11 protein-coding genes are annotated in these 14,549 nt (G+C 44.9%); 1 reads left to right on the top strand and 10 read right to left on the bottom strand.

Going from position 1 to position 14,549, the window contains the following annotated elements:
* Positions 1-57: 57 nt before the first annotated feature.
* From HXT53_RS01065 to nusA, 5 genes are all read right to left on the bottom strand, one after another.
* Positions 58-1,395 (bottom strand): riboflavin kinase, encoded by a 1,338-nt coding sequence (locus tag HXT53_RS01065; RefSeq protein WP_014554782.1) that lies wholly within the window; start codon positions 1,393-1,395, stop codon positions 58-60.
* A gap of 89 nt (positions 1,396-1,484) precedes the next feature.
* Positions 1,485-2,687 carry a tRNA pseudouridine(55) synthase TruB gene (gene truB / locus HXT53_RS01060; RefSeq protein ID WP_014554783.1) on the bottom strand — a complete coding sequence of 401 codons (1,203 nt, stop codon included), beginning with the start codon at positions 2,685-2,687 and terminating at the stop codon, positions 1,485-1,487.
* Positions 2,688-2,723: 36 nt separating this feature from the next.
* Positions 2,724-3,305, bottom strand: a complete 582-nt coding sequence (rbfA, locus tag HXT53_RS01055) for a 30S ribosome-binding factor RbfA (RefSeq protein WP_004111977.1) — start codon at positions 3,303-3,305, stop codon at positions 2,724-2,726.
* A 2-nt stretch (positions 3,306-3,307) separates the two neighbouring features.
* Entirely contained in the window at positions 3,308-6,241 is a 2,934-nt protein-coding gene (infB, locus tag HXT53_RS01050; RefSeq protein ID WP_421780410.1) for a translation initiation factor IF-2, read from the bottom strand.
* Positions 6,242-6,495: 254 nt separating this feature from the next.
* A complete protein-coding gene (nusA, locus tag HXT53_RS01045) occupies positions 6,496-7,545 on the bottom strand; it encodes a transcription termination factor NusA (protein WP_004111973.1) in 1,050 nt (349 codons plus the stop codon).
* Positions 7,546-7,766: 221 nt separating this feature from the next.
* On the opposite strand from nusA, the gene HXT53_RS01040 reads away from it, so the two are divergent.
* Positions 7,767-8,720: a hypothetical protein gene (locus HXT53_RS01040; protein ID WP_009994443.1), complete on the top strand. Its 954-nt coding sequence runs from the start codon at positions 7,767-7,769 to the stop codon at positions 8,718-8,720.
* Between the two features lie 198 nt (positions 8,721-8,918).
* Here the strand turns inward: HXT53_RS01040 and HXT53_RS01035 are convergent, their stop codons facing one another.
* The 5 genes from HXT53_RS01035 to HXT53_RS01015 all read right to left on the bottom strand — a co-directional run bounded on the left by HXT53_RS01035 (position 8,919) and on the right by HXT53_RS01015 (position 14,513).
* Complete coding sequence (locus HXT53_RS01035; RefSeq protein ID WP_004118354.1) at positions 8,919-10,253, bottom strand: C1 family peptidase; 1,335 nt, start codon at positions 10,251-10,253, stop codon at positions 8,919-8,921.
* A gap of 178 nt (positions 10,254-10,431) precedes the next feature.
* Complete coding sequence (locus HXT53_RS01030) at positions 10,432-11,823, bottom strand: cell division protein (RefSeq protein WP_421780686.1); 1,392 nt, start codon at positions 11,821-11,823, stop codon at positions 10,432-10,434.
* 109 nt (positions 11,824-11,932) lie between these two features.
* Entirely contained in the window at positions 11,933-12,604 is a 672-nt protein-coding gene (locus HXT53_RS01025; protein WP_004115940.1) for a pyroglutamyl-peptidase I, read from the bottom strand.
* A gap of 31 nt (positions 12,605-12,635) precedes the next feature.
* Positions 12,636-13,601 carry a polyphenol oxidase family protein gene (locus HXT53_RS01020; RefSeq protein WP_004115943.1) on the bottom strand — a complete coding sequence of 322 codons (966 nt, stop codon included), beginning with the start codon at positions 13,599-13,601 and terminating at the stop codon, positions 12,636-12,638.
* 54 nt (positions 13,602-13,655) lie between these two features.
* Positions 13,656-14,513 carry an aldo/keto reductase gene (locus HXT53_RS01015; RefSeq protein ID WP_004111961.1) on the bottom strand — a complete coding sequence of 286 codons (858 nt, stop codon included), beginning with the start codon at positions 14,511-14,513 and terminating at the stop codon, positions 13,656-13,658.
* Positions 14,514-14,549 lie beyond the last annotated feature (36 nt).

The raw sequence follows: 14,549 nt of genomic DNA, 5'->3' as shown, positions 1-14,549 counted from the left end.
ATCAGATCCCAATCAAACTAGATCAAGAAAAATCAGCCTAAACTAATCTAAACCAGCTTATCGGTTTTCAGCATCAGTTATTTCTCGCACTTTCTCAACATCGTGTCTCACAGCATCCTTAAGAGTCTCAACAGAATCGAAGGCATGTTGAGGACGTAAGAATTGCGCAAATTCAATGCAAATGCGATGACCATACAAATCCTGCCACTTATCCGTTAAAGCATAAGCTTCAACCACACGATTTTCACTATCATTAGGATACGTAGAAGAATCTGCGCCAAAATCAGAGATAGAATCAGATTCAAAGATATCGCCAGAATCACCAGAAACTACATTCTTAACAGAAGCACCTTCATTCGACTCAGCAAAAGTTGGCTTAGTTCCAATTGAAATCGCAGCAGCCCAACGCCATGGCGAATGAACTCCAAGATGCAACTCATCCTTACGCAAAACGCCAACACTCGGAATACTAGAAGAATGCAAATTATCGGCACTAGCTTCGTCCGCATCTAAATCAACAATCCAGCCAGCGTAAACTCCATCAACAGGCACATACCCATCAATACGCTCGCCCAAATTCACTGTTGGGAAACCGATTTCACGACCGCGTTCGGCACCATGAACCACAATACCCTCAACTCTATGCGGTTGACCAAGAACATCCCTAGCATCGCGAACCCTACCATTCGCGAGCATCCATCGCACATTCGTAGAGCTCCAAGCACGAACCTTCTTATTCGGCATACCTTTACTCCAAGCGCGATATTCCGCCTTGTTCATACCATCCGCAGGGTCTTTTGGCTCTCCATCTTCAGACGGAACTTCTGGCACAATTGGGTCTGGAACACGAACATCCCCTGGACCAAAATCGTCTACCACAACCAAATCAAAAACGCCCGTAGCCTGCGCAAGCTCCTTAATCGCATGAACATTCCCAGCTCTACGCGCTCCAAGAGCTGCATCCGACCCGAGTACAAGTGCACGCATACCAAGTTTTCCAACAAGCTGCCCTAGGAAGAATCTGTATGATTTTGCAGCAAAAGCTAAGCTATATCGAACAATAATCACATGATCCACGTCTAGCTGCTGCAAAACCCTAAGACGCTGACGAACACTTGTTAACGCCTGCGAATCCACTGGAATCTGCGCGTTATCTCCAAAATCGTCGAATAAATCTGGGTTTTCATGAACCACGCTTGGTCGCGGATCAAACATTATAACCACAGAAAACGCATTGTTTTTGCGAGCAAGATCAACGGTGCGTTCAATAACTTTTCTATGCCCTAGGTGCATGCCGTCAAACACACCTATCGTAACAATCGCCTTACGCTGAGCACTTAATGTTGGCCAATTAATCATGCCGTTGGCATCTGGTCGAATGTTGATGACCTTCATCATATCCTTACTATTCGCAACTATCCGAAATAAGCAGCATTCCTGCCGCGAACCCTTATTTTCACACTATTAACTATTTTACCAGCAAACTAGCTTTGTACAAATACCACAATAGGTTTAGCTTCTATTTGATTTATGTTTTTTTCATTTTTTTCTTGTAACTTGGAGAACGCTCTGCTTCCCCCTGCGGTTGCTGGCGACTTTTCAGCGGTTTCCAGAACTGCAACAACATCGTTTTGCTCATCTTTTTCGGCTTTTACGTATGCAATAGTATTTTTTTCGCTAATCGCAGGAATCACTATTTTTCTACCAAAACGCAAGTCTTTAGCCTGATTTTCGCTGATTTCAACTGTTTGCATGGTTAATTTTGCGGATTCAAACATACTTAGAACACGATTTTGTAAATCATAGTTTTTTTGTGCAGATTTTTTGCAAGAAGAATCTCCAGATAAGTCGCAAGCAACCGAACTGTTAGAAACACTGTCAGAAAAATAGTCAGAAACACTATCGTGTTTGTCAGCTACAACAGCCTTTGCGCGAGTCTGAGTAACGCCATTCTTGTCCGTAAATGTACGAATCCTAGTTTCAAGTTTAAGAACCCTATCATCTTCTACCGAAAATTCGCCAATTCGAGTTCTCCTAAGACTTACTAAATGTCCTCCTACACCAAGAACACGTCCTAAGTCGCGAGCAAGTGCGCGAATATACGTGCCGCTAGAACAAGAAACACTCGCACGCACATCAACAACTTTTGCACCGCTTACACCAACATTAAAGCGCGCATCCAGTAGCGAAAAGTCATGAATAACAACTTCTCTCGGCTCTAAATGAACATCTTTACCTTCACGCGCTAAGTCATAAGCACGCACACCGTTTATTTTAATAGCCGAAAAAGCCGTTGGAGTTTGCATAATGTGCCCAGTAAAATTCTTAGCGATTACGCAACGCAATTCTTTAAGAATCTCATCAGTATTTGCAGAGTTTAGAATGCTATTTTCATCATCAACACTTGAAACGACATCACCATCTGCATCATCCGTATTGGTTGATTCGCCAAGACGAATCACAGCCTCATAAGTCTTATCGTGACCAAGCAAATAGTTAAGCAAGCGAGTGGCGTTACCAAAACCAAGAATCAGCAATCCTGTAGCCATTGGGTCAAGCGTTCCCGCATGACCTACGCGTTTAGTGTGCAACAATCCTCTTGCACAAGACACAACGTCATGGCTGGTAACGCCTTTCGGCTTATCTACTAATAAAATGCCTGAAGATGATGTTTGAGAACTACTCATTACTAAATTTTATTTGATTAATTATTTGATTTAAAACTATAATTCCAAATGAGCAGAATCATCTAAATCGTCGGTTGCTGGCGACTTATCTTCTACAAAATCGTTTTCGCTGTTCTCATAATCCTCATACTCGTCGGAGTCATCAAAATCATCAGAATCATCGGAATCGTCAAAATCCTCATCTTCACGAGGCTTTTTATACGGATCCTCTTCACCAGCGTACCGAGCATTTTCTCGCGCTTTAGCTAGCTCCTCATCACGCTTACGCGCGGCGACCAAAATGTCTTCAATCTCATGAGCTTCACTAGGAACCTCATCGTAAACAAATTGGATTTGAGGAGTTAAACGCAATCCAGCCTTAGCTCCAACTAGAGTGCGCAAACGCCCCTTAGCCTGTTGCAAAGCTTGGGCTGCACGCTGACGCTCACCCTGCTCTTTACCAACAGTGCCAAGCTGTGTCCAATACACTTTAGCGATCTGCAAGTCGTTAGTAACTCTCACTTCTGTAATAGTCACATTAGCAAGTCGCTTATCGTGTAAATGAGCCTCCATGTTGGACGCAATCACTCTGTGAATCAGAGCCGCAATTCGCGCGGCTCTAGGGTTTGTTCCTGCCATAATTACTTGCGCTCAATCTGCTTCATTTCAAAGGTTTCGATTATATCGCCAAGCTCAATGTCGTTAAAGCTGCCAAGGTTAATGCCTGCCTCGTAGCCTTCGCTAACGGATTGAACATCATCCTTGAATCTACGCAAGCTGGAGATTTCAAGATCGTTAACAGTAGCAACACCGTTACGCAAAATACGGCACTTTGTACCGCGCTTAACTTCGCCGTCTTGAACCATAACACCAGCAATATTGCCAAACTTGGAAGAACGGAAGATTTCACGAATCTCAGAGTGAGAAGTAACAACCTCTTCAAACTCTGGCTTAAGCATACCCTTCAAAGCAGCTTCAATATCTTCGATAGCCTTGTAAATAACCGAGTAGTACTTGACTTCCACGCCCTCGCGGTCTGCCAAATCGGCAACCTGACGGTTTGGACGCACGTTGAAGCCAATAATCACAGCCTTATCAACTGTTGCCAAGTTCACATCATTCTGAGTAATTGCACCAACACCGCGGTGAATAACCTGAATTCCAACTTCGTCGGAAACCTCAATCTTCATCAAGGAATCTTCCAAAGCCTCAACAGAACCAGAAGAATCGCCCTTAATAACAATGTTGAGCATATCCACTTCGGACTTAGCGAACTGTTCCTTAAGGCTTTCAAGAGACACAACCTTGCGACGCTTAGCAAGCTGAGCTGCACGCTCTGTAGCTTGGCGCTTTTCGGCAATCTGACGAGCGGAACGATCGTCGGATGTGACTAAGAACAAGTCTCCTGCAGTTGGAACAGAAGTCAAACCAAGCACCTGAACTGGCGTAGAAGGACCTGCCTCTTGCAAGTGGTTGCCATTTTCGTCGAGCATTGCGCGAACACGACCATAAGACGTACCTGCAACAATAGAATCTCCGACTTTAAGAGTGCCTTGCTGAACAAGAACAGTAGCAACAGCGCCACGACCCTTATCAAGTCGAGCTTCAACGGTTGCACCACGAGCATCCATGTTTGGATTTGCCTTAGGATCAAGCTCAGCGTCAGTTGTCAAAATAACAGCCTCAAGAAGCTTATCTACGTTAGTTCCCTGCTTTGCGGAAATATCCACAAACATGGTGTCACCGCCGTATTCTTCTGGCACAAGACCGTACTCTGTAAGCTGACCGCGCACCTTATCTGGGTTTGCTCCAGCAACATCAATCTTGTTTACAGCCACAACAATAGGCACGTGAGCAGCCTGAGCGTGGTTGATTGCCTCAACAGTTTGAGGCATAACGCCGTCGTCTGCTGCAACAACAAGAATTGCAACGTCTGTAAGCTCTGCACCACGAGCACGCATAGCAGTAAACGCTTCGTGGCCTGGGGTATCCAAGAACGTAATCTTGCGCTTGTCTCCATCTAAAGTAACCGTAACCTGGTAAGCGCCAATACGCTGAGTAATTCCACCAGCTTCTCGAGCTACAACATTCGACTTACGAATAGTATCAAGCAAACGAGTTTTACCATGGTCAACGTGACCCATAACAGTAACAACTGGAGGACGAGTTACAAGATTATCGTCTTCTTGAAGTTCTTCTTCATCCAAATCAATGTCGAACTGTTGAAGAAGCTCTTTATCTTCTTCTTCTGCAGAAACGAGATTGATATTCCAACCGATTTCTTCGCCAAGAATCTGGAATGTTGTTTCATCCAAAGACTGAGTAGCTGTAGCCATTTCTCCAAGATGGAACAAAACGGTTACCAAAGCAGCTGGATTTACATCAATCTTTTCTGCCAAATCAGAAAGCGTTGCACCTTGACGAAGTCGAATCGTAGCGCCATTTCCAGAAGGAATACGCACGCCGCCAATCACTGGTGCTTTAAGCTCTTCGTATTCTCTGCGCTTTGCAAGACGATTCTTGCGAGCCTTAGAGGACTTTCCACCCTGACGACCAAATGCGCCTGCAGCACCTGCGCGACCGCGACCACTGCCACGAGATGGACCAGCATTTGGAGCGCCTGCAGCCGCAGCTTGGAAGCTTGCAGCCTGATTTGCATTAAAGCGCGATTCTGCAGACGGACGAGAGCTTGCGCCATTACCGCCGCCCTGACGATGTGAACCAGACCACTGCGAAGAGCGGTTCGAACCATTACCGCCGCCCTGACGAGCGCCTCCGCGACCACCGCGACCGCGACCACCGCCGTTGCCATTACCGCCGCCCTGACCAGGCTTTGCTCCACGAGAATTTTCTGCAGCAGCGCCTGGACGTGACATTGGGTGAGGACGAGGAATATCACCAGGTGTAGGAGCGCGCATACCTTGCTTTCGGCTGAACGGATTGTTACCTGGACGAGGAGCAGAACCAGAGCCAGCACCCTGATGCGGACGAGGGCGTGGAGGCATCTGAGAAGAACGATCTGACTTAGAAGAACGATTTTCCCCGCGCTTATCGCCTCGTGCATCGTTACGATTTTCGCCACGCTTATCGCCTCCACGCTTAGAATCAGCGTTAGCGATAGCATGTGGCTTTACGTGACCAGCAGAAGGCTTAGGAATTACACCATTTGGAGTGGAAGATGAATGATTTTCTTTATTGTCACTATTATCATGATTATCATGTGACTTTTGCGAAGAATGCTGTTTTTCCGAAGCTTTTTCTGAAGACTTATCCAAATTTCGTTTTTCAGCATTATTCTGAGCCAACGACTCCGATTTATTAGAAGAATGATTAGTCTTATTCGAAGAATTATCAGCATTCTTATTTGCAGCAGGTTTCGCATCATTCTTTGCAGCAGACGATCCAGAAGATGATCCAGCGGACGCAAACTCTGTTTTTAATCTACGTGCAACAGGAGCCTCTACTGTTGAAGACGCGGACTTAACAAATTCGCCCATGCTCTTCAACCGCTCCAACACGGTTTTGCTGTCTACACCAAACTCTTTAGCTAGTTCGTATACGCGCTTTTTTACCACTCAGTGTTCTCCTCAGTCTGTGGCAGCGCAAAACGAACGCAGCCACTTTATATTTTTATAAGATTCTTATTCTTATGCTCTTTAGTGAGATACCTCATAATGCGATATCTCATCGTGCGACCATGATTTCAACCATGATTTTCCGTACCTCGTTCCCACTAGGCAGAAAGCTGCGCATAAGCCCAAATTGCAGCTTTCAGCATACTCGAAACGTTGGATTCTCGGGAGTGTCGCTAATGCTAATCCACGGGATGTTACTCTGCTGAAACCTTAGAATCAGCATTCATTTCTTCCTGCTTCTTAGCATGTTCTTCCGCAGACTCAATACCAATCTTCCAACCAGTAAGTTTTGCTGCAAGCCTTGCGTTTTGACCTTCCTTACCGATAGCAAGAGAAAGCTGAGAATCATGAATAAACGCTACAGCTGTCTGGCTCTTTTCACTAACAACATGAACCTGTGTTGCTGTTGCTGGAGAAAGAGCAGCGGCAACAAACTTCGCTGGATCTTCCGACCAATCAACAATATCTATTTTTTCTGGACCAAGATTCTCCATAACAGCACGAACACGAGAACCACCAGGACCGATCAAAGCACCCTTTGGATTAACACCTTCCGTGTTGGCACGAACAGCAATCTTAGTGCGAGCGCCAGCTTCGCGAGCAATAGCCATAATCGAAACTGCTCCAGAAACAAGTTCTGGAACTTCGCGCTCAAAAAGTCTACGAACAAGATCAGGATGAGACCTAGAAACAACGATTTCTGGACCACGCAAACCACGAGCAACGTTCACAACGTAAACACGAATACGCTCACCATGACGATATCTTTCACCTGGAACCTGCTCACGACGCGGCAAAATCGCCTCAACATCTCCAACAGCAACATGAATATTAGAAGGATCTTTAGAATCCTGCTGCACAACGCCGTTAATCAACTTTCCTTTTTGTCCAGAAAAAGCACCAAATACGCGGTCATCTTCTACTTTACGGAAAAGTTGAGTAATAACCTGACGTGCCGTAGCAGCAGCAAGACGTCCAAAATCACGAGGTGTATCATCGTATTCTTCGCCAAGAGTTGGTGCTGGATGAGGATTATCTTCCGTAGGAACTCCAGGAATCTCGTCTTTTGCCCACACTGTAAAGCTGCCAGCACGCTCATCTAATTCAACGCGAGCATGCCTAGCTGGGTGAGAAGTCTTCATGTATGCAAGACGCAAGGCCTCGGCGAGTGCCTCGTCCAGCTCCTCGGCATTAATCCCCTGCTGCGCCGCAAGCTGATGCATTCCCGCCAAATCCAATTCCATCGTGCATGTCCTCCTGTTGAAAATTCATTTATAAATTCACTTATAAAATTAACTTATTTTTCTTTTATCGCGATTAGCACACAACAAACGCGTTAAAATCTAAATCTAACAACGGTTGTAAAGCACAAAATCTTATGACTGCAATTGAAAATGTTAAGCATACAATGCCAAACGCAAAACAAGCAAACATTGGTCACAGTCACGGACTATTTTAGTAGATTATGCAGACACAGTTTGTTTTGTTAAGAAGCCTATTAGAGCGCACAAAACACAATCAAAAGCGCAATCAAAAGCATACGCAAAATCATCTTTTAATAGTTGCAGCATTAATGACAATAACGATGCTTTTCAGTGCATGTTCTAGTACAAAAGAATTAAAAAACAACAATCTGCATTCTTTGCAAAACCACGAACCTTGCTACAAAATTATGCAAAAAGCAAAATCAATCCAAGAAAAAGTGGATAAAAAAATAAATAACTTAACATCTAAAGACTTAAAGAATGCTTCTGACACATGGAAAAAAGTCGCAGTTCAATGTAACAGTAGATTCGCTCAAGGCGTTGTGTTCAGTGCCCAAAACATTTGGAAATTAGCCAATTTAAATCAAACTGGAAATGCTGAAACAATTAAGCTAGCTGAGCAACTAGAATTAAACTCTTACAAAAAAATCCAAGACTTTGCAGACAATAACAAAAACCTATACTGGAATCATGATCCGCTAGCAAAAGCAGCTGTAGCACAAGACAAACTCGCATTTCTATTGCAAACACTAGCTGCTAGAGATGCAAAAAACGTTTCACTTCGACAAAGCGACATGACGGCTACAATTTCAAACACACTTATGCACTTTGCATCAAGTGGAAGTGACTTGCGTCAAAAAGTCTATGAGATACCTAAGCAAAACCTGGAATCAGGAATCGCTAAAGACAACGCCACAGGAAAAGAACTACCTATTGTTGCAATAGCCTATATGGATTGTGCAAGAGAAGAACTAGACGCGTTAAATCAAACGATTTTCCCAATAAACAAAGACGGAAAAATAAATAATGATGCGATTGTAAGTATCGAAAATCAAGATTTTATAGGTGTACTTGCAGATATCGTAGTTTCACACATAATAAGCGCGTATTCAAACGGATATCCAACTGACGATTCTGCAATCTTTGAACAATAAACGCACTAACCTAGCAACTTTGAGCAAGCTCGAGCGCACTCGAGTAGGGTAATTTCCTAGTGAAATTAACCTAAGCTACAACATTCGCGCGGTCTAAGCGCGCGAACGTCCTCGCTTGCGTTGAAAGTCCACTGGACTTTCAACCTGAGCAAGCTCGGGCGCTTTGGAGTAACGCGAAGCGCATTATGCAGCTTCGCGTTAAGCCAAAGCGCCCATTGGGTCCCACGCCGGTAAAACAATTGCTGGCTCTTCAAGCGCCTTACGATACTCCTCTGGCAAAAGCGCCTTAGGCACAGCAACCTCATACACGTACTCAGTAAACCAATCGTCACTCATAGTAAAGTAACCCTTGTCGGCAATATCCGCGCCCCAAGAGTTCTCAACTCGCCAGCGGCGAGTAGTCGTGCCATCTTCCGCAACATCAACCCCAGCAAACGCCATCGCATGGTTCATCGCCGAATCAGCAAAACGCACACGCTGCTCCTTGTTTAAATCAAAATCAACGCCATAAACGCGATCATACTCAAACAAATCCGTAGCCCAAGCACCGTTTACACGATCCATCATAGGATGGCAATCCGCACCAAACCAAACTGGAATGCCCTGCTCAACGAGGATCTTACGCACACAATCCTTCATAAACTGATTTGGTACGTTCAAATATTCCGTAGCGTCTCCACCAGCAACGTTACCCAAGTGCTCAATCGCAATCTTCTTGCCCTTTGGATGCTCCGCACGCGGATCGTCTACTAAGCAAACGTAATCTTCCAGCCCAGCCGTAACATACTTCTTCCAAAACTCAACTGGCGTAATCTCGCCATCGCGATGGAACTTTCCGTCCTCGTCCGTCCATTCCCAGTCGAAGCTCTTTGGCGGCTCACCCAAGTGGATTGTAAGAATCCTATGACCTGCAGCAGTAGTTTCCGCAATTATGTCGTCAATATCTGCAGCATTAGCGTACATGTGTGCAACAGCCGTTCGCAACAAACGGCGAAGCTGAGTGTTCATAGCGTCCGTATCTTTAGACGACTCCGTTTCTGGATACAAGTCTTTAGGCACGGCACCATACTTCTTATAGACGTTCATAGCCATTGTCCACTGACCGCCGTCACCCATAACGTCGTGCAACAAATGCTGTACTAGTCTAGAATCAGCTGGTTCACCAGAGCGAACAAGAGCAGCAACATCCTTTAAGAAATAGTTGATTCGCTCAAGTTTATCGAAATACATTGCGTAATTTTGCGAAAACTCAAAATCCTTAACTTTAAGCGTTTTTTTAGCCACAAATCGCGCAACGTTCAAAGAGCTAAATAGCCAGCAGCGACCAGAATGATCCTGATGCCTTGCGTCACCATTATCCACAACCGTTGAGAATCGGCGCTGCAATAAACGCGCGCGGTCATAGTTGCGCGCTACCTTGTCGATTCCAGCGGCAGTAACACCGTTCATTGCTAAACGATTCAATGGATTTGCGTCAAAATCGTCACGCAAACCTTGCAAAGCCTCGGCACTTAATTCAGAGATCTCAGTCACTGTCTAACCTTTCTTGTTTTTCCTTATTTTATCTTTATTTTTTATAGTTTATTTTAGCCTTTTATGCAAATCTTCGGATGCTTGCGACTTTTCCGTGGAATCTCTTTACTGATTTTCTTTATGAGTTTTCACTTATAAATCCACCACACAGCACAATTCGCTACTCGCAACTCGCAACTCAGGATTCCTGAGCAATAGCTTCTTCAACTTGGGCTTGTGCGTCTTTCCTCGCCTGTTTTTGGGCATCAGCATCGCTATTATCCGAAGCATCCGCATCTGCAGAATCGCCAGAATGCCCCTGCCCAGAAACAGCATCACCAAAATCAAATCCAGAAAAAGCGTTTGCAAACAAAGACCTAAGCTCGGTAACACGTTGCGTAATTTGCGCTTCCCTATGCTGCAATTGTGTTAGGCGCGCCGTCATACCATCCAGCTCCTGCTGAGCTGCTGCCCTACGCTCTTCCACTTGAGCCGTAGCATCTTGCATAGCTTTACGAACGATTTGTGCAGCCTGAGCATCCGCATCCTTATGCGCCTGTGCAGCATAATTATCCGCATCCTGATGAATAGTTTTTGCCCTAGCAACAAGCGCATCAGCCTCTTCTTGCGCAGCACGCTCGCGCTCTTTTAGACCAGAAATAAGCTCGTTCACCTTTTTTGTGGCCTCTTCTTGTTGAGCTGCAATATCGTTTCTAATTTGCTCAACTTCTGCACTAACTTGGCTAAGAGTACGCGTGCGCTCAACTTGCGCTTCGTCTGCAATCTCTTGGGCCTTTGCAGCTGCAGCATCCGTGATTTCTCCAGCCTTGCGCTGCGCATCCGCCATCATCTTTGTTGCTCGCTCCTGCATGTCTGCAAGTTTCTTGTTTGCTTCTGCCAAAGCCGACTCAATCTGATCATTTGTCTCTGCTTTAGCATGAGCAATTTCCGCGTTTGCCGCAGACCTCTGTTCCGCGATTTTCTGCGCTGCATCCGCTTTTAGCTGTGCAATTGCTCGCTCCTGCTCGGATTTTTCGGATGCCATTCGCTTCGTGTGTTCTTCTCTAGCGTTGTTTATTTCCAGCGTTGCAGCATCTCTTTGTGCAGTAACATCTTTGTTTGTTGTTTCACGCAAACGCTGCGAGTCTTCTTTTGCCGCACTCGTCATCTGGCTTGCCTTGTTGCTTGCTGTAGAAAGCAGCGTATCCGCTTTTGTTTGAGCCTCTTGCAGCAAATGCTCTGCGTCTAATTTTGCATTGTTTAGCAAGGTTCCCGCCTGCGCCTGAGCAGTTTTTTTAATCGACGCAGCGTCTTGCTTTGCGCGTTCAATTAGCTGCGAACTCGTCTGTTCTGCCGACGCAAGTAATTGTTGCGCATTTGCGCCCAAAGATGCAAAAGTATTCCCGCTTTTTGCACGTTTAACATTATTTTTTTCTTCTTGCAATTGTGCTTGCAATTGAAGAATAGATTCGTCACTAGATCGCACTTGTTCACGCAGACGCGATATTGTGCGCTCGTAGTTAGAAAAGGCTTCGTTGACTTTATCTTTGTCGTATCCGCGCAAAGCAGTTGGGAAACGATCTGGCACCATAGTTTTTCCTTTCACAAACCCCCGCACGATTCACTAACTTATCGTGCACACTCCATCAGCAATAACGCTATCACTTTAGACGCAAAAACACTCGGGCGTGTCGAGCGAACTACTCGAGCAATATGCTTAAAGATGAAGGTTTCATATAGTATTTTACGGCTTCACGAATTATGTTTTGACCAGCTTTTATTTGCGAATCTAACGGCAGCCCATGCCTAGCGTCATGAGTTGCAACAACTGGAGGAAAACTTACAAATCCTGCGATTATCTGCTTTTTAGAATTATTGGACGCCCAATTTAATAGCCTATAAAACAGTGAGTTGCAAACGTATGTTCCTGCATCCGAACTTAGTGTTGACGCTATTGCATCGTGAGCAAAATCGTTCAGAATCATTCGCAATGGCAACCTAGTCCAATATGCAGATGGTCCATTTTCAACAATTTGTACACTTTGTGGAGTGTGGTTATCTACGTCTGGTTTAGTTGCGTCCATAATATTTGTGGCGCACCGTTCTAATTGCACTCCGCGAGCAGTATGTTTTACCCCTGTTGCTATTACAATATCCGCATCTTGCGCATTAATCATTTCTAAAAGCTGAGGCCATGCGTTTGCAAAGCTAATCGGCAGCATTACAGACTTGATATTTACTCTAACATCTTCTGGAAGATCAAGCTCCTGACTTGAATATTGTTCTAAAGCCAATGGCACTTCGTAAGACGGGTTTACGCTAAGATCAGCATATGGTCCAAATCCTGAAATAACTACGTTAATTTGCTTCATAACAATAGCTTTCTACGAATAGCTTTGCTTTTTACTTATCTTTGACTATAAGTGCAAGCAATCGTCCTTCATGTGATTTTCCAGCAAGACCTGCGCGTCTATGAGAATACCAGAGTGGATTTTCCAACGTGCACATTGGGTTTTGCAACGCCTGAAGGCGACTTTTCAGCGTTCCACCTTCGCAATCAACATCGCAAACTGTACTCAATTCTTCGTCTTCTGCCAAATATTGAGTTGCAGCTGTAACTCGCGGCAAAGCGTCAACAACGTTTGCAACTCCTGCCAGCGCTAAATCAATGCGGGCAGCTTCAGCAATATCAATTCCCACTCCACCAAAACGCGTTTGCGTTGCAGTCTGTGGATATCTGCGTTCAAAGTCGCTAGCTATTTCTTCGCCAACTTCATAGCAATCGCCACAAATACATGGTCCAAGAACAGCTGTTATATTCGAGCGTTCGGCTCCTTTTTCACACATTGCTTCAATGGTAGAATCAAGTACTCCAGCCATTAAGCCTTTTCGTCCGCAATGCGCTGCAGCTATTACTCCAGATTCACTATCGGCAAGTAAAACTGGTAGGCAATCTGCAGCAAACATTCCTAAAGCGAGTGAGCATGCTGTTGAAACTTGCGCATCAGCCTCAATTCGCACTTTTGAATCTGCAAAACCTGTTGCATCGAAACCGTACTGAGTGTTCCACGAATCAACTATTGAATCTGCATCAAATACGCTATTTCCATGCACTTGGCTAACAAGACACAAGTCGGCTTTAAGAGTATTTTGCAAAGCACAACGGTTGCTAAACACAGCTTTAGCATCGTCGCCAGCTTTGCCACCTAGGTTAAGCGACGCAAAATCACCTTCGGAAATGCCACCTAATCGTGTTGTAAAAACGGCGTGAGCGTGCGATCCCAATGGCACTGGAATTGTCACTGGAATTGGCAACCCATGCTCGTCTTCATGAGCAAGTGGCATTCCTGCTACGCTAGTTTCCTGCATATTATTCGCTTTCGTTTTGTTTTATTTGCTGTAACAAGTTATTTGCCGTAAAAGTTAGCCCAAATAAGCTAATTCTTCATCGCTTAACTGCAAATCCGCAGCTTTTAGACTATCCAATATTGTAGCTGGTCTATGAGCGCCTGGAATAACAAAAACGTTATTTCCCTTAGCAAGCTCCCAAGCCAAAACAACCTGCTGATAGCTAACTTTATGAGCATCTGCCACTTTGCGGAATGGGTCAAAAAGATGCTCGTCATATGGGTGACGGAACCCTCCAAGAGGACTCCAGCAAACAAACGCAATTCCAAGCTGCTTGCAATATTGCAACGTGTCTTCATTCTCTAAATGCACTGGAGAATACTGGTTTTGCACAGCCACAAGCTTTTCTCCAAGAATTCCGCGCGCAATGTCAATCTGCTCAACAGATGCGTTAGAAATGCCAATTTCGCGCGCAACTCCTTCATCGAGCAGCTGTTGCATTGCTTCAATCGACTCATTGTATGGAACTTCTGGATCTGGCCTGTGGAAGTAAAGCAAATCAATCGTATCTACGCCAAGAGCCATTGCTGACTCTTTAGCGTGCGCAATCAAATGCTCTGGCTTACCATCTTTACCCCATGTTGGTCGTCCGTCAGTAAAGTTGCGGAAGTGTCCGACTTTTGTTGCAACTAAAATAGAGGACTTGTCTCCATTCCAACTTTCTAAAGCTTCGCGAACAAGCTTTTCTCCAGTTTGTTCCTCGCCGCCAGAACAATAGTATGCCCATGCTGTATCGATATGAGTGCAGCCTGCATCAAGAGCTGCATGAATAGTTTCGATACCCATATCGTGTCCAAGATTGTTTTCAATCGTCAATGGCATTTCACCAAAACCAATAGAAGTGGTTTTAAATGACCCTAAAGTGCGATCCATAATAGTATTTCCCTTATTTTAAGCCGTTTTAAAATG

It is taken from the genome of Gardnerella sp. KA00390 (assembly GCF_049244075.1).
Taxonomy (GTDB): Bacteria; Actinomycetota; Actinomycetes; order Actinomycetales; family Bifidobacteriaceae; genus Bifidobacterium; species Bifidobacterium vaginale.
Note: the sequence above shows the minus strand (reverse complement) of the source record. Positions and strands in the feature narration are given on the sequence as shown.

Coding starts and splice junctions, on each gene's coding strand:
- HXT53_RS01030 (WP_421780686.1), bottom strand. CDS start 11,823: ATGGTGCCAGATCGTTTCCCAACTGCTTTGCGCGGATACGACAAAGAT.
- rbfA (WP_004111977.1), bottom strand. CDS start 3,305: ATGGCAGGAACAAACCCTAGAGCCGCGCGAATTGCGGCTCTGATTCAC.
- truB (WP_014554783.1), bottom strand. CDS start 2,687: ATGAGTAGTTCTCAAACATCATCTTCAGGCATTTTATTAGTAGATAAG.
- HXT53_RS01065 (WP_014554782.1), bottom strand. CDS start 1,395: ATGAAGGTCATCAACATTCGACCAGATGCCAACGGCATGATTAATTGG.
- HXT53_RS01040 (WP_009994443.1), top strand. CDS start 7,767: ATGCAGACACAGTTTGTTTTGTTAAGAAGCCTATTAGAGCGCACAAAA.
- HXT53_RS01020 (WP_004115943.1), bottom strand. CDS start 13,601: ATGCAGGAAACTAGCGTAGCAGGAATGCCACTTGCTCATGAAGACGAG.
- HXT53_RS01015 (WP_004111961.1), bottom strand. CDS start 14,513: ATGGATCGCACTTTAGGGTCATTTAAAACCACTTCTATTGGTTTTGGT.
- nusA (WP_004111973.1), bottom strand. CDS start 7,545: ATGGAATTGGATTTGGCGGGAATGCATCAGCTTGCGGCGCAGCAGGGG.
- HXT53_RS01025 (WP_004115940.1), bottom strand. CDS start 12,604: ATGAAGCAAATTAACGTAGTTATTTCAGGATTTGGACCATATGCTGAT.